17 protein-coding genes and 2 other RNA genes are annotated in these 19366 nt (G+C 61.4%); 7 read left to right on the top strand and 12 right to left on the bottom strand.

What is annotated here, in order from left to right:
• Positions 1–21 precede the first annotated feature (21 nt).
• Genes SBP02_RS09445 through SBP02_RS09430 form a run of 4 tightly spaced genes read left to right on the top strand, consistent with a single transcriptional unit; the run spans position 22 to position 6465 of the window.
• The gene (locus SBP02_RS09445; protein ID WP_318646127.1) at positions 22–1311 is read left to right on the top strand and encodes an ATP-binding protein; all 1290 of its coding nucleotides are present in this window, start codon (positions 22–24) and stop codon (positions 1309–1311) included.
• The gene (locus SBP02_RS09440) at positions 1308–2660 is read left to right on the top strand and encodes an HD domain-containing phosphohydrolase (RefSeq protein ID WP_318646126.1); all 1353 of its coding nucleotides are present in this window, start codon (positions 1308–1310) and stop codon (positions 2658–2660) included. The genes SBP02_RS09445 and SBP02_RS09440 overlap by 4 nt, the downstream gene beginning before the upstream one ends.
• Positions 2657–3187 (top strand): response regulator, encoded by a 531-nt coding sequence (locus tag SBP02_RS09435; protein ID WP_318646125.1) that lies wholly within the window; start codon positions 2657–2659, stop codon positions 3185–3187. Before SBP02_RS09440 ends, SBP02_RS09435 begins: the two co-directional genes overlap by 4 nt.
• Positions 3188–3237: 50 nt before the next feature.
• A complete protein-coding gene (locus SBP02_RS09430; protein ID WP_318646124.1) occupies positions 3238–6465 on the top strand; it encodes an EAL domain-containing protein in 3228 nt (1075 codons plus the stop codon).
• Positions 6466–6613: 148 nt separating this feature from the next.
• Here the strand turns inward: SBP02_RS09430 and recR are convergent, their stop codons facing one another.
• The 3 genes from recR to dnaX all read right to left on the bottom strand — a co-directional run bounded on the left by recR (position 6614) and on the right by dnaX (position 9846).
• On the bottom strand, positions 6614–7213 hold the full coding sequence (gene recR, locus SBP02_RS09425; protein ID WP_318646123.1) for a recombination mediator RecR: 600 nt from the start codon (positions 7211–7213) through the stop codon (positions 6614–6616).
• Positions 7214–7359: 146 nt separating this feature from the next.
• Positions 7360–7686: a YbaB/EbfC family nucleoid-associated protein gene (locus SBP02_RS09420; protein ID WP_208706694.1), complete on the bottom strand. Its 327-nt coding sequence runs from the start codon at positions 7684–7686 to the stop codon at positions 7360–7362.
• Positions 7687–7770: 84 nt separating this feature from the next.
• Positions 7771–9846 carry a DNA polymerase III subunit gamma/tau gene (gene dnaX / locus SBP02_RS09415; protein WP_318646121.1) on the bottom strand — a complete coding sequence of 692 codons (2076 nt, stop codon included), beginning with the start codon at positions 9844–9846 and terminating at the stop codon, positions 7771–7773.
• Between the two features lie 238 nt (positions 9847–10084).
• Here dnaX and SBP02_RS09410 point away from each other — a divergent pair, with 238 nt between their 5' ends.
• A complete protein-coding gene (locus SBP02_RS09410; RefSeq protein WP_318646120.1) occupies positions 10085–10372 on the top strand; it encodes a DUF3509 domain-containing protein in 288 nt (95 codons plus the stop codon).
• A 295-nt stretch (positions 10373–10667) separates the two neighbouring features.
• Here SBP02_RS09410 and ffs (SBP02_RS09405) read toward each other — a convergent pair.
• The 3 genes from ffs (SBP02_RS09405) to SBP02_RS09395 form a co-directional block, all read right to left on the bottom strand.
• An RNA gene (ffs, locus tag SBP02_RS09405) (signal recognition particle sRNA small type) lies at positions 10668–10764 on the bottom strand.
• Positions 10765–11362: 598 nt separating this feature from the next.
• A complete protein-coding gene (locus tag SBP02_RS09400) occupies positions 11363–11896 on the bottom strand; it encodes a GNAT family N-acetyltransferase (RefSeq protein ID WP_318646119.1) in 534 nt (177 codons plus the stop codon).
• A gap of 13 nt (positions 11897–11909) precedes the next feature.
• Positions 11910–12293 carry a hypothetical protein gene (locus SBP02_RS09395; protein WP_318646118.1) on the bottom strand — a complete coding sequence of 128 codons (384 nt, stop codon included), beginning with the start codon at positions 12291–12293 and terminating at the stop codon, positions 11910–11912.
• A gap of 534 nt (positions 12294–12827) precedes the next feature.
• Here SBP02_RS09395 and SBP02_RS09390 point away from each other — a divergent pair.
• On the top strand, positions 12828–13433 hold the full coding sequence (locus SBP02_RS09390) for a recombinase family protein (protein ID WP_318646117.1): 606 nt from the start codon (positions 12828–12830) through the stop codon (positions 13431–13433).
• Positions 13434–13487: 54 nt separating this feature from the next.
• Here SBP02_RS09390 and yecR read toward each other — a convergent pair whose 3' ends face one another.
• The 4 genes from yecR to ffs (SBP02_RS09370) all read right to left on the bottom strand — a co-directional run bounded on the left by yecR (position 13488) and on the right by ffs (SBP02_RS09370) (position 16797).
• Entirely contained in the window at positions 13488–13985 is a 498-nt protein-coding gene (gene yecR, locus SBP02_RS09385; protein WP_318646116.1) for a YecR family lipoprotein, read from the bottom strand.
• Positions 13986–14048: 63 nt separating this feature from the next.
• A protein-coding gene (locus SBP02_RS09380) for an IS3 family transposase (protein WP_318641747.1) occupies positions 14049–15202 on the bottom strand; the annotation gives its coding sequence in 2 pieces (ribosomal slippage) (positions 14049–14956 and positions 14956–15202; 1155 coding nt in all).
• A gap of 26 nt (positions 15203–15228) precedes the next feature.
• On the bottom strand, positions 15229–16620 hold the full coding sequence (locus SBP02_RS09375; RefSeq protein ID WP_318646115.1) for a site-specific integrase: 1392 nt from the start codon (positions 16618–16620) through the stop codon (positions 15229–15231).
• A gap of 80 nt (positions 16621–16700) precedes the next feature.
• An RNA gene (gene ffs / locus SBP02_RS09370) (signal recognition particle sRNA small type) lies at positions 16701–16797 on the bottom strand.
• A gap of 244 nt (positions 16798–17041) precedes the next feature.
• Between ffs (SBP02_RS09370) and SBP02_RS09365 the strand changes: the two genes are divergently transcribed.
• A complete protein-coding gene (locus SBP02_RS09365) occupies positions 17042–17320 on the top strand; it encodes an HU family DNA-binding protein (protein WP_318646114.1) in 279 nt (92 codons plus the stop codon).
• Positions 17321–17360: 40 nt separating this feature from the next.
• Here SBP02_RS09365 and SBP02_RS09360 read toward each other — a convergent pair whose 3' ends face one another.
• On the bottom strand, positions 17361–18389 hold the full coding sequence (locus tag SBP02_RS09360; RefSeq protein ID WP_318646113.1) for a tetratricopeptide repeat protein: 1029 nt from the start codon (positions 18387–18389) through the stop codon (positions 17361–17363).
• Between the two features lies 1 nt (position 18390).
• Positions 18391–19359, bottom strand: a complete 969-nt coding sequence (locus SBP02_RS09355; RefSeq protein ID WP_318646112.1) for a type II secretion system F family protein — start codon at positions 19357–19359, stop codon at positions 18391–18393.
• Positions 19360–19366 lie beyond the last annotated feature (7 nt).

Below are 19366 nucleotides of genomic sequence, written 5' to 3'. Positions count from 1 at the left end.
GTAGCAGCAAAGGAGCCCGCAATGGACGGCAGGCAGTGCCACCTGGCCCACATACTGGTCGAGCAAATAGAAATCGGGGTGATCATCCTCGACTCCAGCCTACGCATTCAGTACTGGAACAACTTCGTCAGCCAATGCAGCGGCAAGGCCTTGGCGCAGGCCCGCAGCCTGCCGTTCACCCGGGTATTCCCCGAGGCCGACACCCCGCACCTGCAGCGCATGGTGACGCAGGCTCGTGACCAGGGTCGGCACGTCTACACCCAGTGGCGCGACAACCCCTACCTGATCCAGCTGCCCTACAAGCCTGCGAGAAAGCCGGGCGCTCTGATGCTGCAAAACACCCTGTTGTTCCCCTTTCATGACCCGGAGGCGCAACAGCAGTGTTTCGGACTGCTGCTTTACGACACCACTGAGTTGGCGCGCAGCGATGAACAGCTGGATGCCGTGCTCGACGCCTTGAGTGGCAAACAAGTGGAACGGGAACAACTGATCAGGAAACTGGAGCAGGCCAACAGCCAACTCCTGCAGTCGGAGAAGCTCGCGGCCATCGGTCAGCTCGCGGCCGGGGTAGCCCATGAGATCAACAACCCGATCGGTTATGTGTTTTCCAACCTCAAGACCCTTGCCGGCTATGTCCAGGACCTGCTGCACATCGTCGACGCAGTGGACGGCGCCGCCAGCCTCGACGATCTGCACCGTCTCAAGCGCAGTCTGGAGTACGACTACATCCGCAACGATGTGGAGGCTCTGATAGGTGAGTCCGAAGACGGCATCGACCGGGTCAAGAAAATCATCACCGCCCTCAAGGACTTCTCCCACATGGAGGAAGAGGCCTTCCGCTGCGCCGACCTGCACCAGGGCCTGGACACCACCCTCAACGTGGTCAACAACGAACTGAAGTACAAGGCCGAGGTCATCAAGGAATACGGCCAGCTGCCGGAGGTCGAGTGCATCCCCTCGCAGATCAATCAGGTGCTGATGAACCTGCTGGTCAATGCGGCCCATGCCATGGAGGAGTTCGGTCGCATCACCCTGCGCAGCGCGCAGGAAGGCGACTGGGTCTGGCTGGAGGTCGAGGATACCGGCAAAGGTATCGAGCCCCACCTGCTCAACCGCATCTACGAACCCTTCTTCACCACCAAGCCGGTCGGCAAAGGCACGGGGCTGGGATTAGCCCTGTCCTACAACATCATCCAGAAGCACCACGGCCGCATCGAGGTCAGCAGCGAGCCGGGGCAAGGCACGCGCTTCCGTATCTGGCTGCCCATTCACCAACCTGACCCAGACAGTGCGGACCCCACCACGCCATGAATGCCCCCCTCCAGCCGCCGAGCGCCACCCTCCTCCTGGTCGACGATGAGGAAAATATCCTCAAGAGTCTGCGCCGCCTGCTACGGCAGGAGCCCTATGAGGTCCTCATGGCCGGCGGCGGCGAACAAGCCCTGCAGTTGCTCGAACAGCACCAGGTCGATCTGGTGATTTCCGACGCCCGCATGCCCGGCATGGACGGCGCCAGCCTGCTCAGCGAAGTCCAGCAACGCTGGCCGGAGTGCCTGCGCATCCTCCTCACCGGGCATGCCGACATCGGCACCACAATCAGGGCGATCAATCAGGGACAGATATTCCGCTACATCAGCAAACCCTGGGACGACGACGAGCTGCGCATGATCATTCGCCAAGCACTGTCCTTCCAGTACTCCGAGCGCGAGCGCCAACGTCTGGAGCGCCTCACCCACGAGCAGAACCAGCACCTGCAGGAACTCAACGCCACACTGGAACAACGGGTGCGCAGCCGCACCGCCGAGCTTCAGCAAACCGCCGACATGCTCGACATGGCCTACGAGGAGCTCAAGCGCAGCTACGTAACGGCAACCGAGGTGTTCTCCAGCCTGGTCAACCTACGCATTCCCAGGGACAAGCAAAGCAACGGCGCGGTCATCGCCCTGGTCCGCGCCTACGCCGAGCAACATGGCCTGGGCGAAGGCGCCAGCCGCGACCTGGCGATGGCCGCTGCGCTGTACAACGTCGGCAAACTGACCTGGAGCGACAGCCTGCTCAACAGCCCGGCCGACCTGCTGTACAAGAACGAGCGCGAACGTTATCGGCAATACCCGGCGCTCGGCGAAAGCCTGTTGATGAGCCTGGAACCGCTGCAGGACGCCGCGCGCTTGATTCGCCACCATCAGGAACGCTGGGACGGCGGCGGCTTTCCCGACCGGCTCAAGGGCGAGGCTATCCCCCTGGGCGGTCGTCTGCTGAAACTGGCGGTCGACTTCATCGAGCTGCAGTGCGGACTGGTGCTGGAGCGCAAACTGAGTCGCGACGAGGCGTTGCTGCTGATACAAAAATACAGCGGCAAACTCTACGACCCAAAGCTGTGCGAGCGTTTCATCGAGCTCTGCACCACCCTCGCCCCCGACCTGGCCCTGACCGACCCCAGCATCCTGGTGCTCGATACCCGCCGGGTCGTGCCAGGCATGCAGCTGGCGCGCAACCTGAAGGCCAACAATGGCACGCTGCTGCTCAATGAGGGCAAGATTCTGACCCAGGCGCTGATCGGCAAGCTGATCACCTTCGAGGAGAGCGAAGGCGCGCAATACACCCTTTTCGTGCGATCCCCGGAACCCACTGGCGCGCCCCTTCAGGAGACGGCCCGATGATCAAGATCCAACTGGTGGACGACGAGCCCCAGGTCCTCAAGTCGTTGCAGCGCCTGCTCCACCCCCAGGGTTGGCAGATACATGCCTTCGACGATGTGTATCAGGCGCTGGACGCTCTTACCGAACATCAATACGCGGTCATCGCTTCCGATTATCGAATGCCCCATCTGGACGGTATCACCTACCTGAAATTCGCCAAACAGCGCCAGCCCGATGCTATGCGCCTGATGCTGACCGGTCATGGCGATCGCCAATCGATGATGCAGGCCATCAACGAGGCCGAGGTCTACCGCTTCATTTCCAAACCCTGGGAAGACTATGAGGTGGAAGCCGCCCTGCGCAGCGCCATCGACCTTCACCTGTTGCGCAGCGAGAACCAACGCCTGCTGGAGCGAGTTCACGAGCAGCAGAGCGCCCTGGATCGTCAGCAACAGGAGCTGCTGCGACTGGAGGCGGAGAACCCGGGCCTGACCCGCGTACTGCGCGACACCGACGGCTCCATCCTCATCGAAGACATCGACGATTGACCCGGCCCAGCACGACGGGCCGTCCACAATGCACGCGAGTGTCCTAGCCCATGAATAATGCGCGCCCTTTGCTTCTGCTGCTGATCGATGAGGATGAAGCCAGCTACCGGCGCACCCGCGACCTGCTCGGCGTGAACGGGATATTGCACCACCGCCTGGAATGGGTAAGCAATCTTACGCAGGCACAGTTCAGCATCCTCGAATATGCCCACGACCTGTACCTGATCGACTACCGCTTCACGGCCGGCAGCGGGCTGGAGCTCATTGCCTGGGCCCAGGCGCAAGGCGTGCACGCTCCCTTCATCCTGCTCACCGACCGAGAGGATGAAGCGCTGGATGCCAGCGCCATCGACGCCGGTGCCGCCGACTACCTGATCAAGAGCCAGCTCGATAGCCGCAACCTGGCGCGCAGCATTCGCTACGCCATCAGCCGGACTCAGGCTTCCCGTGCAGTGGCCGAGAGCGAGACCCGCTATCGCCTGCTGTTCGACGCCAACCCTCAGCCCATGTATGTGTTCCACCGGGAATCCCTGGCCTTCCTGGCCGTCAACCAGAGAATGCTCGACGTCTACGGCTACACACGGGAGCAGCTTCTGGGCATGAGCCTGCTCGACATACGCTGTCTCGACGAACAGCAACGCCTGCTCGAGTTCTTCTCCCCCCAGGAGACCAAGAGGTCGTTCTTCGAGCCCAGCGTCTGGCGCCATCGCCTGAAGAGCGGCGAAGAAATACTGGTGGAGATCACGGTTTCCGAGCTCAGCTTCAACGGCCTGCCCGCCTATATCGCCGTGGTCAAGGACGTGACCGAACTGCTGCAGACTCGCCGCGAAGCACAGCGCAAGAGCCAGGCCTTCCATCAGCTGCTGACCGATAGCCGCGACGCCATCCTGGTAGTCGATGCCCAAGATACCGTGCGCTACGCGAACCCTGCCGCGGAAGACCTGCTCGGCGCTCCTCTCGCCGAACTGCAGCAGCGCCCCCTGGGCTTGGCCGTGGAGCCTGGCCGGCTGCACGAATGCGCGATGCCCCTGACCAGCGGCGAAACACTGCACGTCGAGGTCCAGTGCTCCCAGACCGAGTGGGACAATCAGGACATGCGCCTGCTCCTGCTACGGGACATCCGCGGTCGCATCGAGTCGGACAAGCAGCTACGCCTGCTGCGACGCAGCCTCGAAACCAGCTATAACGGCGTGCTGATCTGCGATGCCCATGCCCGCGATTTGCCGATCATCTACGTCAACCCGGCATTCGAGCGCATCACCGGTTACAGCGCCGCGGAGGTCATGGGGCGCAACTGCCGTTTCCTCCAGGGCAAGGAGCGCGACGAGACCGCAGTCGCGGAAATACGCCGTGGACTGAAGGAGAATCGCGAGACCCACATCGTGCTACGCAACTTCCGCAAGGACGGCACACCCTTCTGGAACGCCCTCTATATCGCCCCGGTACCGGACGAGCAGGGCAGCATCAGCCATTACATCGGCGTACAGAACGACATCTCGGAACAGAAACGCTTCGAGAGCCAGCTGGCCTACAATGCCAGCCACGACGTGCTTACCGGCCTACCCAACCGCTCCCTGCTGGAGGACCGCCTAAACCAGGGCTGCCAGATCAGCCGGCGCTACAAGCGCAGCCTGGCGGTGCTGTTCATCGACCTCGACGGCTTCAAGCCAATCAACGACAGCATGGGCCACGTCGTCGGCGATCAAGTCCTGGTCGAAGTCGCACGCCGCATGAACCAGCAGGCGCGTCCCGGCGACACAGTGGCGCGCCTGGGCGGCGACGAATTCGTCATCATCCTTCCGGATCTGGCCCGCGAAGAAGATGTGCTGCTGGTGGCCGATCGCCTCATCGCCAGTATTGCCCAGCCCTACAGGGTGGCCGGCATCGAGATGCACATCACCGCGAGTATCGGCATTGCCCTCACCGATGGCTCGGTCGACCAGCCGACAGTGCTGATCCAACAGGCCGACCTCGCCATGTACAAGGCCAAGAAACAGGGGCGCAACAATTACCAATGGTACACCCAGGACCTCGACCAGAAGGTCAGTGAACGCGTCACCCTGCGCAACGAGCTGCAGAAGGCCATCGAAGCGCAGGCATTCCAGCTCTACTACCAACCCCAGATCGATGGCCGCAGTGGCCAGGTCGTCGGCTACGAGGCGCTTCTGCGCTGGCAGCACGCCGACCGCGGCTTCATCTCGCCAGCCCAATTTATCCCTGTGGCCGAGAATACCGGGCAGATCATCCCCCTCAGCGAGTGGGTCATGCGCACGGCCTGCCAGCAAGCGCGCGCGCTGCTCGACCAGGGTTGGAGCGGCAACACCATGGCTGTCAACGTGTCGCCGGTACAGTTTCAGCGGGTCAACTTCGTCGACACGGTGTGCAGGATTCTGGAGGAGACCGGCCTACCGGCCGAACTGCTGGAGCTGGAGCTCACCGAGACCGTACTACTGGATAACGCGGAACGGGCGATCTTCATTCTGCATGCGCTGAAAGACCTCGGCGTGCATATCGCCATCGACGATTTCGGCACCGGCTTCTCCAGCCTGAACTACCTGAAGCGCCTACCGATCGACAAGGTCAAGATCGATCGCTCGTTCGTCCAGGAGGTGATCAGCGACAGCACCGATGCGGCGATCTCTTTGGGCATTATCTCCCTGGCCCACCACCTCAATATCAAGGTGATCGCCGAAGGCGTGGAAACCGAACCCCAGTACGCCTTCCTGAAGAAGAATCACTGCGACGAGTTCCAGGGCTTCTACTTCGCCAAGCCCATGCCGCTGTCGCTGCTGGAAGAGTTTCTTCGCGCCCAACGAGAGCGCCAGCAACAGCGGATACGCGACTCCGACGAAGAGCGCGACGCCCAAACCCTGCTGCTGCTCGACGACGAGGAGAACATCCTGCGCGCCTTGACCCGCGTCCTGCGCCGCGACGGTTACCAGGTTCTCTCTGCAAACAATGCCCAAGAAGCCTTCGCCCTGCTCGCTAAGCACGACGTGCAGGTGATCCTCTCGGATCAACGCATGCCGGAAATGAATGGCACCGAGTTCCTCAGCCGGGTCAAGGACCTCTACCCCGACACTATCCGCATCGTGCTATCGGGCTATACCGACCTGAAGTCCGTCACCGACGCGATCAATCAGGGGGCAATCTACAAGTTTCTCACCAAGCCCTGGGACGACGCCCAGCTGCGCACCACCGTGGCTCAGGCGTTCCAGCACTACAGCCTGGCGAAGGAGAAGGACTCCAGCGCGACAGCGCCCGGCGCACAACCCTGAGTAACCCGGCTCTGCTAGCGCCTGCAGAGCGGCACATGTGCACGGCGTCTTAGAGGAGCTGCGACAGGCCAATATCCAGCGAACCGGGCACCGAAGCCCCTTGCCACCAACAAGCGAGCGCCGGTTCCCCGAGGCGTAACACGCGTGGCTACAGCTGAATCGGCCGCCGGCCGGCGATCGAGTGGGCCAGGGTGCCGCCATCGACCAGCTCGAGCTCGCCACCCAGCGGCATGCCGTGGGCAATGCGTGAGGCGACCATGCCCTTGCCCGCCAGCAGCTGGGCGATATAGTGCGCCGTGGCCTCACCCTCCACCGTGGGATTGGTGGCGAGTATCACCTCGCCGAAGCTTCCGTCCTCGACCCGAGCCAGCAGCTCGGGAATGCCGATGGCTTCCGGGCCCAGGCCATCCAGTGGCGACAGGTGCCCCTTGAGCACGAAATAGCGGCCGCGATAGCCGGTCTGTTCCACCGCATAAACATCCATCGGCCCCTCCACCACGCACAACAGTCTGTCATCCCGGCGCGGGTCGAGGCAGGTCTGGCAGAGCTCATCCTCGCTCAGGGTTCGGCACTGCTTGCAGTGGCCCACCCCCTCCATCGCCTGGCTCAAGGCCTGGGCCAAACGCAGGGCACCGCTACGATCACGCTCGAGCAGGTGCAGCGCCATGCGCTGGGCGGTCTTCTGCCCCACGCCAGGCAGGATACGCAAGGAGTCGATCAGGTGACGAATCAGGGGGCTGAAGCTCATGGGCGGGCTCGATAGCTACACAGGAATTTCTGGGCCCTGGATGCCGTAGCGCACAATCGGAACGCCAGGCATCGGGCACACAGAGCACAGTGACGGTGATGCGGGGCACCCCGCGGCGGCGCCCTGTGGGTAGACGGATGACGGGATCAGAAAGGCATCTTGAAGCCGGGCGGCAGCTGCATGCCGGCGGTCATCCCGGCCATCTTGTCCTGGCTGTTCTGCTCGACCTTGCGCACCGCATCGTTCACCGCAGCGGCGATCAGATCCTCGAGAATCTCCTTGTCTTCCTGCATCAGGCTGTCGTCCAGGCTGACGCGCTTGACGTCGTGACGACCGGTCATCACCACGCTCACCAGGCCGGCGCCGGACTGGCCGGTCACCTCGGCGTTCGCCAGCTCTTCCTGCATCTTCTGCATCTTTTCCTGCATCTGCTGGGCCTGCTTCATCAGGCCGGCCATGCCACCTTTCATCATGGTGCTAGTCCTCGGTAATCAGGGGTTAAATTCGTTCGGTTCACAGTAAATGGCGCTCGGCATGTCCGCCACCCTTAACCAGCCCTAGGTATCCACGGGCTCAATGCTGTCCGCCCTTATGCTGGCGGCGAACTGCTGCATCATCTGCTGTACCAGCGGGTCGTTGTGGATCGAGGCCTCGGCCTCGCGCTGGCGGTTGGCACGCTTGCGCGCCGCCGCCTGCGCCGGGGTTTCCTGCTCGGGCTGACGCAGCTCGATCTGCAGTTTCAACTCGCGGCCGAGGTGCTGGTTCAGCGCATCATTCAAGCGGCGCTGCTGGGTCGCATTGAACAGCGCGCTGTGTCCAGGGTCCAGGTGCAGCAGCCAGTTGTCACCCTCGGCCGAGATCAGCGTGCAGTTGGCGCCGATGCTACCGGTCATGCCGGACAGCCCCAGCTTGGGGAACAGTTCCAGCCAGTCAGCGGCCAGACCGGTAGCCGGCTGCGCCGCGACCGTCGGCTCCGGCTCGGCCGGTTGCGTGCTGGCGACCGCATCGAAGTCGTAGTCGAAGGACTCGGCGTCCATCTCCACATAGTCGTAGTCGCCCGGTGGCGGCTCATCCTCGACCTCGGCCGGCGCGTCGCTGTCGACGCTCTGCAGCGCCACGCCCCCCGAGACGGCTCGAACGGGTACCGCCTCGACGTCGGGAGCTGCCGGCTCCGCGGCACCGGCCGCAACAGGCGCCATGGGTGCGGCCTGGGGAGCCTGTTCTTCCCACGGCAGGTCGGTAATCGCCGGCGCGGCGGCCGCAGCGGCGGCAGACGCCTCTTGCACGGCAGGCACCGCGGGCGCCGTGGATACCGCTGCGACCTCAGGCTCGACAGGCGCCACGACAGGAGTGGCTGGCCGCTCTACCGGCTGCGGCTCGGGCGCCGCCGCCGGGGTCGTGATCGGCGCCTGGGGCTCGCTGGCAGGCACAGGAGCGGCAACAACCGGCGCGACCATGGCCGCGTCGGCCACTGGATTGCTTCGGGGATCAGCAGTGGCCTGGCTAATCCCTAGCGGCTTTAGCGCCACCCTCGGCGCATCGTCGCTATCCGCCGGGCGGAATGCCAGCATGCGCAACAGCACCATCTCGAAGCCACTGCGCGGGTCTGGCGCCAGGGGCAAGTCGCGGCGACCGATCAAGCCCATCTGGTAATAGAACTGCACATCCTCGGCCGGCAACGCCTGGGCCAGCGCCAGCACCCGCTCGCGGTCGCCCTGACCGTTATCCACCGCCTCCGGCAAGGCCTGGGCGATGGCCACGCGGTGCAACACATTGAGCATTTCCGCCAGCACGCCGTTCCAGTCCGGACCTTGTTCGGCCAGGTGACGCACAGCATCGATCAAGGCACGGGCGTCGCCCTCCAGCAGGGCATGCAATACGCCATACACCTGACCATGGTCCAGGGTGCCGAGCATGGCGCGCACATCGGCGGCCAGCACCTTGCCTTCGCCGAAGGCAATGGCCTGATCGGTCAGGCTCATAGCGTCGCGCATGGAGCCGTCGGCCGCGCGGCCGAGCAACCAGAGCGCGTCCTCCTCGTAGGGGATGCTCTCGGCGGCGAGTACATGGCTGAGGTGTTCGACCACCCGCTCCGGCGGCATGTTCTTCAGGGAGAACTGCAGGCACCGGGAGAGGATAGTCACCGGCAATTTCTGCGGATCGGTGGTGGCCAGGAGGAATTTGACGTGCGGCGGCGGCTCTTCCAGGGTCTTGAGCAGCGCATTGAACGAGTGCGACGAGAGCATATGCACCTCGTCGATCAGGTAGACCTTGAAGCGCCCGCGGCTCGGCGAGTACTGCACGTTGTCCAGCAGCTCGCGGGTATCCTCGACCTTGGTGCGGCTGGCGGCGTCGACCTCGATCAGGTCGACGAAACGTCCCTCGTCGATCTCCTTGCAAACCGAGCAGACCCCACAGGGCGTCGAGCTGATGCCATTCTCGCAATTCAGGCACTTGGCGATGATCCGCGCGATGGTGGTCTTACCCACCCCGCGGGTGCCGGTGAACAGGTAGGCGTGGTGCAGGCGCTGGCTGTCGAGGGCGTTGATCAGCGCCTTGAGCACATGGGTCTGGCCGACCATTTCGCGGAACGAGCGCGGACGCCACTTGCGTGCAAGAACCTGATAACTCATCGAAACCCGTCACGAGAGGAAAGCATTGAAGAAGGCTAATGCTAACGGAGCATGGGGCAAATTGCATCCGATGCACAGCGCCGGCGCTGTCAGCCACGTCACTCTGTCGATAGTGGACGAGGGCTCGGGGTTTCGTCGGCCACCGCAGTTATAGCCCGACATCGAATTGATGCACTCTTGCTGAACTTAGTGCGAGACTCATGGTCTGCTGTCATCACCCTCAGGAGAGAGTACGGATATGGACAACCCCAATCAGCAATTCGTCGACCAACTGTTTGCCCCCTTGCGCGCCAACTTCAGCAACCCTCGCCCAGACGGCAGCATTGTCCTGTCCCTGCTCGACGGAAATGACGCCACCGCCTACAGCCGGGTGCTCAACGCCAGCCAACTGAGCGACCCACAGGCCTTTGCACAGAGCCTGGAAGAAATCCGCTTGGAGCTCGCGGTCCGTTCCGGGAGCATTCCTGCCGAGATGCGCAAGGCACTGAAAGAGCAGGACAGCGTACTCAATTACCAGGTCACCTGACACACCGGCACTTGCCCCGGCCAATTCGGGGCCTTTCATTCTCCGCCAGTCATGCAGAAGCACTGCCCCTTTCGACACATAAGGAGCCGGCGCCTACCACCTCCAGTGAATCATAGGCGCTCGTCATTTCCCGCCGAAGGCATGAGAACGCACAGGACACCGCACCATGACTCATGAACAGAGGCCAGGGGACGGACAACAGAAAAAGGAAGATGCTGCGCACCGGTGCATCACTTCTGTACCACTACCTGAGTGAAGTGAAGAAACCGTTGATAGACAGGAGACTGGAGGTGGACCCCACCAGCCACACCCCGGCACACAATGTCACCGCTGCGGCTGCTCCCTTCCGGGCCTGACCGGGTTCACGGCTGATCGTTGCGGGGGGACCGGCAGGGCCACCATAACGCTGCCCGAAAAGCCCTATCTAGAGCCTTCTACGGGCCTGCGTCACTTCTGAAGCGGCCTTCACTAGACCACGCAGGAAAATGGAAATCGAGGCCATTGTAGGCGACCTCCTGGGGCAGCCCGCAAGGCGCTTTGTATCACCTGTTTGCCCCCCTTTTGTACCACTTGAGGGACAGGCTCAGGCTCCGCTTGATACAACTCCCCATGTCAATGGATACCGGAGCCGCCCCATGTCCACCGATGAAGAAGCTATACAAGCCAAAGAACGAGTCTCGACTTTCGCCGCGCTGCTGAAAGAGCACCTGAAGTAGAAGGCGGGGGGGACAACAACACACTGGTAGTCGTCAGGGTCGGCTTTCGAGAGCAGCACCAGGGACACGGCAGGGCACTGCTTCAATTCCTTGTCGAGTCGGCGGACAAGCTTCCCGATCCCCATATCGGTATCGAGCAAGCGAACCTCGAGGCCACTGCATTTGGCGCGAGGTTTGGCTTCACTCGGTACGAAGAAGGGAAAGATCGCTAAGTGCTTGGATACTCAGTGTCCACGGGCAAGGCTGTGCCATCTGTGGGGAGGAGCGTCGGGCATTATGCTGAAACACATGCTGGGATTTGGTCTTGCTGCTTGGCGAACTGCTTGATGATGGTTGCCACAGGCAGCACTAGGCGTAGAGGGCCGGTGCTCGACGCAGTAAAGCCGAGGCCAACGTAATAGTCGGCCGCCTTCCGGTCTTTTGCATCAACGACAATGAATGCCACTCCAGATAGTTTCGAGACTTCATAGACACGCTGGAAGAAGTCAAGCATCAGCTTCTTACCAAGGCCTTTTCGTTGCTGGGATTGGTCCATTGCTAGCCGGCTGAGCAGAATTGCCGGTAGAGGGTAGCGCGGCATCTTTTTGACCAGCTCTTCTGGAAGGTCAGAGAGTAGGACGGAAGCATTAGCAATTGTGTAATAGCCGATTAACTGACCGTTATCGATCAACAGGAAGGTGCGCGAGACATTGCGCTTTTCGTCTTGCGTTGCCTGCTTGGCAATATAGTGGTCTAGCTCTGGGTGCTCTCCGCAGCTGAAGCTAGAGCGGTCTACTGAGCTATCGTAAGGGACAGTGATATAAGCCATCGCCTCCCGAGCCTTATCGCTGAGCGAACAAGGCTTGGAGCTTAGCGTTTGGCTCCGGCGGGTTATCCAGTAGATCAATGGCGACCATAGCGTCGAGGACGGCCACGCCTTCAAGATCGGCATGGATAGCGGCTTTGGCCTTCTGGGCTTGCTGAATTTCACGCAGCTGCTTTTTCAGCTGTTCGATGATCTGCGTCTGCTTGTGTAGCTGATTGCGCCAGGAGTAAGGGGTAAGCAGTCGCTGCTTCCGAACTGAACCCTTGTCGGATGCCTTGACGCGCTCAACATAGACTGCAGCGTTCCCAGCGAAACCTTGAGGCGCAGCACGGCTTACCTCGCCCTTCAAGCTAGGCGAGATTAGAGTGAACTTAACCTGCGGTTTCGATTTATGGGTCATGGCATACCTCACTGAGCGTTAGTCTAACACATCCCACTTGACAGAGGCTCAGGCTCAAGGATGGTGCGGATACCAGATGATGACCTAAGGTCCAGCCGATTGGGTAGCCCTCAGTTTTGCAGACCGATCTGGGGCCTGATGGTATCAGCTGCAAACGTCCACTTTGGGCTGGCCTCTATGAGTGGCGAGAGGGTGGGCCTATTTCCCAGCGAAAAATCTGAACGGCCTTATTAAGTAAGGGAGCAGCCGAGTTCCCCCCGTACCCCCCCGTTCAGTCTCCATGCGCCGGCACTACCCTGTCCACCACCACGCAGCAAGTGGGCGCACCAAGAGCAGGGCTGTCCCAGACTCTATGGCGGCACCAGCACGTCAGGCCAGGCTCAGAAAGTACACCTTTTGAGCCAGCCGAGGACGCCTGAAGGGGGCTCGGTAGAACGCAGGCCGCGCATGGATCAAATGTGTTGAAATTATCCGAGCCACCCTGTAGCTTACTGATCCAATTCAGTGAGCCAGGCCTACAGGGAGCAGCAGACCATGACCGCCACTATCGCCTACACCCGCGTCAGCACCGATGGGCAGACCATCGAGGCGCAGCGCCACGCCATCTGTCAGCGCTACAACGTCAGCGAGGACGGGTGGTTTACTGACGCTGCTACCAGCGGCGCCACCAAGGCATTGAAGCGCGACGGCTTCGCCGCTCTGTTCAGTTATGTCCGCAAAGGCGACACCGTTGTTGTTGCCGCCATCGACCGTCTGGGTAGGGACACCGTCGACGTACTGGAGACCGTTGAAGCCCTGAAGGCCAAGGGGGTGTCTGTCGTCTCCCTACGAGAAGGCTTCGACCTATCCAGCCCTGTCGGAAAGATGATGCTGACCATGCTTGCCGCCGTTGCTGAACTGGAGCGCTCCAACATCAGGGCGCGGCAGATGGCAGGCATTGAGCGGGTCAAGGCTCAAGGCAAGAAGCTGGGCGCACCCAAGGTCATTGATGATGAGGCAGTCGCAGCCTGGAGACAGGATAACAGCGCCAGCATCGCCGACACCGCCAAACACTGGGGCATTTCCCCCGCTGCTGTTAAGAGGGCATGCGCAGCGGTGAAACTGAAAACCTATGCTACAGCTCAAGAGTATCAAACCTGAATAAGGTGAAGCCCCCGAGGCCTAATCAGGCGCTGCTTTCAGGGGCAGCACAACTTACTCAGCCAATATTTGCTCCCGGCGGCGCGTATACTCTTCGTAATTAAGAGTTGTATCATTCATCAGCATCTGCAACTGCTGCTGTTGCCATTGGCTCTTGCTCATATTTCCTGGTGCAAGATTAGATGCAGGAAGAGGAGAGGCGGTTGATTTCGCTGCTGGAGCATCTAGGTTACCGATGCACTGGTACTTGACTATGATCTGACCAGCTGTGCAATTACCCCAGCCGTCTCTACTGTAGCAATTAGTCGTCTTCCCACCAAATGGCTCAGCGTTGCTGTAACCCCACACACCACACTTCGATTTAGCAACCCTTTGCGCCTGCACATGGTCTACAACTGGCTGCTCAAACGGTCGGAAGTCATAAGCCATATCGACTGTGCCATCTGCCCGACTGCCGCCAGTCGCGTAGAAATCCTTCTTCGTAGCACAGCCTGGTAATGCCGCAATCACACTGAGCGCAAGCAGAGCGCTAAACGTCTTCATGGGGCGCATGGCCTCCCCTCCTTTGGGTTCACTACACCAGTCTTGCTTACCTTCGGCGATTTGCAAGGGGTTCTACCCCATTTCCACGGACGGTTTGAAAAGGGCTGAAAACTTCAGATCTTGCCGGGCGACTCTACGACGCATTCGTGGGTTATGAAACCGCTCGATGTAGTCGAATAGATCCGCCCGTGCTTCATCACGAGTTCGATACGACTGATGGACAACGCGCTCACGCTTGAGCTGACCGAAGAAGCCTTCACAGGCAGCGTTGTCGCCGCAATGCCCGACGGCACTCATGCTGCAGACCAGCGTGTTGCGATTCAGGAAGCGCTGGTAGTCAGCACTGGTAAATTGACTACCGCGATCCGAATGCAGGATCACCGACCAGTCACCCTGGCGCTGCCAGATCGCCATCTCCACCGCTCGAATCACCATCTGCCGATCCTGGCGGTGATGCATCGACCAGCCGATCACCAGCTTGCTGTACAAGTCGAGCACCACGCATAGGAAGAGCTTGCCTTCCAGTGTGGCTATTTCCGTGATGTCCGTGACCCACTTGCGCTCCGGTTCCTGCGCGGTGAAGTCGCGCTCCAGCAGGTTTTTCACGCCTGCTGGACGGCCGCTGGCGACTCTTCCAAAGCCACGCTTCTTCCGGCGTGGCCAGCCTTGAATTCGCTCAGCTGCCATCAGGCGAGCAACGCGGTTCAGGCTGACGGTTTCGCCCTCGTCGAGCAGATCCTCGTGCATCCGCGGCGCGCCGATAACACCACGGCTGTCTTCGTGAATCTCCCGAATGCGCCTCACCAGACGCGCATTCTCTTGAGCACGTGGGCTTGGATCGCGATCCTGCCAGGCGTAATAGCCACTGGCAGAAACCTTCAAGCAACGGCACATCAGTCGTACCGGGTACTCGTTGCGGCAGCGCTGGATCACCGTGTACCGCTCGATGACTCCTTGGCAAAGTACGCTGCCGCGTCTCTTAAAAAATCACGTTCCTTGGTCACTCGGGCCAACTCACGCTTGAGGTGGGCCAGCTCCTCATCTCGCGGGCTACCTGTGCCGGGAAAGGCCTTTTCTGTGCCTGGCTGCGCCTCTCGAATCCAGCGCGTGAGCAGGTTCGGAGCCACACCAATCTCTAGGGCCACTTGTCGACAGCTCGCCCCTGAACGACGAACCAACTCGATGGCTTCCCGCTTGAATTCAGGACTGTATTTCTTGCGCTTCATGAACACTCCTTCAGCTCGGTGTGAGCTTACTCGAAAGTGTCCGTGTTAACGGGGTAGAACCCGTCCTTGCCGTAGCGACCGAAGGTAATCCCGCCAGCCTGATGCCCGAGCAAGCCACCGACCAGCGCCTCGGGCACGCCCTTCTGCTTGAGGTGGTCTGCGAGGGTATGCCGGAAGCTGTGGAAGTCCTTCTTGCTCGCCTCGCCACGGAATCCAAGCGCCTCACGAACGCGCGCGAACCACTTGGAGGGACCGGCGGCATAGCCGTGCATCTTATGGCAGGTCAGCTCCGAGAAGACTCTGGCCTGCCCCGCTGCTCGCTGCCTCTGGACATAATCAAGGAAGCCCAACGCCTTGAGCCTGGAGTGAAGCGGCACCAGTCGTTCAGAGGAGGCCGTCTTGAGCTTCTGGTCCGGTCTGCCCTCCCTGATATGCAGGCAGTCGACGCCGTTGATGACGACTACATCATCGACATACAGCTGACACAGCTCATTGAGTCGCGCCCCCGTGTAGAGGCCCAGCAGCGGCAGCCAGTACTGATGCGGTTTACTGGTGTCTGCAGGCGCGTAGGTCGCCTTGCTGAACAAGCGCCGAAGGTCGTCGTCGCTGAAGGCGCTGCGTTCCTCGCTCACCTTCCTACGCTGCTTAATTCGCAGACCGTCGAAAGGGTTCCGTTCGCAGTAGCCTTCCCGGATGGCATAGCTGAAGAAGGTCGTCAAATTCTTCGCATAGTTGTTGAACGTGGTTGGACTGATGGTGCTGGTCGCCTCCTCGATAGCCTGCTCTATCGATTTGCTCGACAGCTGATTGAGGCGTGGCGGCAGCTTGATGGCCGTCTCCCTGAACTGGCGTGCCTCCTTGCGTGTAATGAGCTTGATCGGCTGGTCGCCGATGACTCGGATCAGCAAGTTGGCAACTGCTCGCTTGTCATCGATGGTTTTGAGCGCCACGCCTTCGCTGAGCTGATGGCGCAGATGTTCTTCGACTACCTCAGAGAATCGTGGCCCCAGGTCTGGTTGGTCAGGGACTAACGCCACTGCCGGCCTCCCCTTCCGCCTGGAAGAAGGCCTCGCAGCTTTGCGCTGCGGTTCAGCTCTCACCGAAGCCCGCTGGACGCTCACCAGTTGCTGCTGACGAAGCCATGAGGCCCAACTTGCAACTCGCTTGCCGCCCGCCTCCCACGCCCCGCGCAAGCGCTCCAGCGATGGCCGCATGCCCTGGAACGCCTCCGTGAACAGGTACTGAACCTGCAGCAGCAATTCCCGACCACGAATCAAAGCCTCACGCCGGCAGCAGGTCTGCAGTGAGCGCCGTATCTCGCGCTGCGCGAACAATGGGCGAATGGCATCCGGCACCACGATTCGGAAGTAGTAGACCGAGTGGCGGGACAGCAGCAGATAGGAGGGAACAGTAGACACGGATGTATCACTCCTTGTACCACTGCGTGGCTTGGAGTGAAAAACCGTTAAGAATCAATCACTTATGTGATTGGTGGGGGCCCCACCAGCCACACCCCGGCACACAATGTCACCGCTGCGGCTGCTCCCTTCCGGGCCTGACCGGGTTCACGGCTGATCGTTGCGGGGGGACCGGCAGGGCCACCATAACGCTGCCCACCAGGCGGCGGGCCGCGCCATTGTACCGGCTTGCCCCGAACTTACAACTGCTTCAAGCACTTAGCGCGAAAAACAGGGCGTCAGTATGGAGTTTTCCACTTGCCGAGGGGTCACAAGGCGGGCTCGTTTTCCCCAAGTCCGCATCCTGCGATGCCAGCACAGCGAAATACCAGTACCCTGCTCAGGGCATTACAGCACCACCTCTCATTTCAAGGAGCACCATATGGCCATGACCAAAGACCAGTTGATCAGCGATATCGCCGAAGCCATCGACATCCCGAAGAGCACCGTGCGTGCAGCCCTCGAACAGCTCAGCGAGATCGTCAGCGATGCCCTGGAAAATGGCGAGGAAATCACCCTGCCCGGCATCGGCAAGTTGAAAGTCGGCGAGCGCCCGGCCCGTACCGGCCGCAACCCGCAGACCGGCCAGGCGATCGAGATCGCCGCGAAGAAGGTGGTCAAGTATGTGCCGGCCAAGGCACTGAGCGACGCGATCAACTAAGCGCAATCGCAAGCCCCTCGGCGCAGCCGCCAGTAGGCGCTCACTGCGCCACCGGCTGCTCCGTCGGAACCACTGCGACCGAGTCGGGGCCTGTGCCCATCTGGCGAATCCGCCTGAGCTGCTGCACGCGATTGAGATTTTCCCAGGCCACGTCGTAATGCGCCGGCGACTGCTCGATCGCGCTGCGAAAGAACTGCTCGGCCACATCCAGCTTACCTTCCACCAAACAGATGTAGCCGACATCGTTACTGGCCTGGGCTTTATTCCCGATCTGCTCGAATGCGGAAAGCGCCTCTTCGTATCGCTCCATCCGCGCCAGCAACAACCCGTAGTTGCGCCACAAGGGCTGGTAGGAGGCATCGTAGTCGATACCACGCTGGTAGGTCCGCTCGGCTTCGGACCACTGCCCGTCCAGGTAATAGGAGTAGCCCAGGCTATTCTGCACCAGCACCGAGCGCGGATCGATCAACAAGGCCAAGCGGTAATAGGCCTCGGACTGCAGGAAGTCATTGCGCAGGTCGGCAAGAACCCCCAGCCCGTTGTAGACCTTGAGCGGCGATTGGCTGTCCACTTTGAGTCCGGTCACATTCGCAGGATCAAGGCCATCACCGTGTCCCTGGCGCCGCTGGTCCAGGGCCACCGCCTTGGACAACAGCTTGACGGCGGCCTCATGGTTGCGTCCGGCCAGTTTCAAGAGCCCCTTCTCCGCCAGAGCATCGAGGTTCTCCGGATCGCTCGTCAGCACATCATCGAAGGCCAGCTCGGCGAGTTGAGCATTGCCGCGCTCGCGGTGGATGCGACCGACCCAGACCAGCGCCGCATAGCGCTTCGGGTCCAGCTCCAGGGCGTGCAGATACTGGAACAGCGACTGATCCAGATCGCCCGCCTGGTAGGCCATGGCGGCCATCTGCATGGCCTGATCGGGAGAGCTCGTCTGTTTTTTCACTTGGTAAAGCAGCGAATTGTCGCCCCTATAGATCGAACGACTATCGATCGTCGATTCCGGCCCCATGCTCTGACACCCCGACAGCACGGCCATCGTGCCCAACAGCAGTCCGATCCTTTTCATCTCATACCTTCCCGAAGACTTTGAGCACCCCGACGATGGCCGGGCCTATGGCCACCAGGAAAAAGCTCGGCCACAGGCACAAGATTAGTGGGAATACCAGCTTCGTGCCGATCTTCGCCGCCGTTTCCTCTGCTTTCTGGGTACGCCGGTCGCGAAACTCCTCGGCATAGATGCGCAGGGTGGCGGCGACGCTGGTGCCGAAGCGGATGCTCTGTGCCAGCAGGCTGACCAGCCCCTGGATGTCCTCCAGCCCGGTGCGCTCGGCCAGGTGCTTGAGCGCCTCGGTGCTGGGGATGCCGGCACGGATCTCGGCATTGACCAGGGCCAGCTCCACCGCTAGCTCCGGCTGGCTCACGGCCATCTCGTCGGCCACCCGCTCGATGGCCTGGGGCAGCGCCAACCCCGACTCCACGCACACCACCATCAGGTCCAGGGCATCGGGGAAGGCCACCAACAGCCGGGTCATGCGCGCCTGCTTGCGCTTGTCGACATAGATGGCCGGTGCCAGCCAGCCGACTGCGGCGCCCCCCGCCACCAGCCCGACGCCCATCAGCAGGGACAGTTTGGGGATCAATGGCAACGCCAGCAGCGTCAGGCCTGTCAGTACCAGCGGTGCCAGCAGGCGCACGGCCCAGTAGGTCTGCACCGCCGCAGGCGAGCGATAACCGGCATGCATCAGCAGAGTCCGCGTCGCCGAATCCCGCCCGTCCTCGGCGGAGGTGAAGCGCTGGCCGACCTGCTCCAGCATGAGCTGCAGGTTGCTCGGCGTCTCCTGCCCATCGCCCTCCCCGCCATGCCCGCGCTTGATCAAGGCCAGGCGACGCTGCAGCGGATCCTGCAAACCGATCACCAGCAGGCTCACGGCGACCAGGACGAGCACCACGCTCAAGCCAATGGCGCCGACGAACAGCATGCGGGCCATTTCCTCGTTCTCTACTACTCGATTGAGCAGGCTTAGCAGATAGTCCATGACGAGC

The organism is Pseudomonas benzenivorans (assembly GCF_033547155.1).
Classification (GTDB): domain Bacteria; phylum Pseudomonadota; class Gammaproteobacteria; order Pseudomonadales; family Pseudomonadaceae; genus Aquipseudomonas; species Aquipseudomonas benzenivorans_B.
This window is presented reverse-complemented; position numbering and strand designations above follow the sequence as displayed.

What these genes read in the sequence shown, in the direction of transcription:
- SBP02_RS09400 (WP_318646119.1), bottom strand. Translation starts at nt 11,896, where the DNA reads ATGGCTTATATCACTGTCCCTTACGATAGCTCAGTAGACCGCTCTAGC.
- SBP02_RS09365 (WP_318646114.1), top strand. Translation starts at nt 17,042, where the DNA reads ATGGCCATGACCAAAGACCAGTTGATCAGCGATATCGCCGAAGCCATC.
- SBP02_RS09420 (WP_208706694.1), bottom strand. Translation starts at nt 7,686, where the DNA reads ATGATGAAAGGTGGCATGGCCGGCCTGATGAAGCAGGCCCAGCAGATG.
- yecR (WP_318646116.1), bottom strand. Translation starts at nt 13,985, where the DNA reads ATGCGCCCCATGAAGACGTTTAGCGCTCTGCTTGCGCTCAGTGTGATT.
- SBP02_RS09445 (WP_318646127.1), top strand. Translation starts at nt 22, where the DNA reads ATGGACGGCAGGCAGTGCCACCTGGCCCACATACTGGTCGAGCAAATA.
- SBP02_RS09435 (WP_318646125.1), top strand. Translation starts at nt 2,657, where the DNA reads ATGATCAAGATCCAACTGGTGGACGACGAGCCCCAGGTCCTCAAGTCG.
- dnaX (WP_318646121.1), bottom strand. Translation starts at nt 9,846, where the DNA reads ATGAGTTATCAGGTTCTTGCACGCAAGTGGCGTCCGCGCTCGTTCCGC.
- SBP02_RS09395 (WP_318646118.1), bottom strand. Translation starts at nt 12,293, where the DNA reads ATGACCCATAAATCGAAACCGCAGGTTAAGTTCACTCTAATCTCGCCT.
- SBP02_RS09430 (WP_318646124.1), top strand. Translation starts at nt 3,238, where the DNA reads ATGAATAATGCGCGCCCTTTGCTTCTGCTGCTGATCGATGAGGATGAA.
- SBP02_RS09390 (WP_318646117.1), top strand. Translation starts at nt 12,828, where the DNA reads ATGACCGCCACTATCGCCTACACCCGCGTCAGCACCGATGGGCAGACC.
- SBP02_RS09410 (WP_318646120.1), top strand. Translation starts at nt 10,085, where the DNA reads ATGGACAACCCCAATCAGCAATTCGTCGACCAACTGTTTGCCCCCTTG.
- SBP02_RS09360 (WP_318646113.1), bottom strand. Translation starts at nt 18,389, where the DNA reads ATGAAAAGGATCGGACTGCTGTTGGGCACGATGGCCGTGCTGTCGGGG.
- SBP02_RS09355 (WP_318646112.1), bottom strand. Translation starts at nt 19,359, where the DNA reads ATGGACTATCTGCTAAGCCTGCTCAATCGAGTAGTAGAGAACGAGGAA.
- SBP02_RS09440 (WP_318646126.1), top strand. Translation starts at nt 1,308, where the DNA reads ATGAATGCCCCCCTCCAGCCGCCGAGCGCCACCCTCCTCCTGGTCGAC.
- recR (WP_318646123.1), bottom strand. Translation starts at nt 7,213, where the DNA reads ATGAGCTTCAGCCCCCTGATTCGTCACCTGATCGACTCCTTGCGTATC.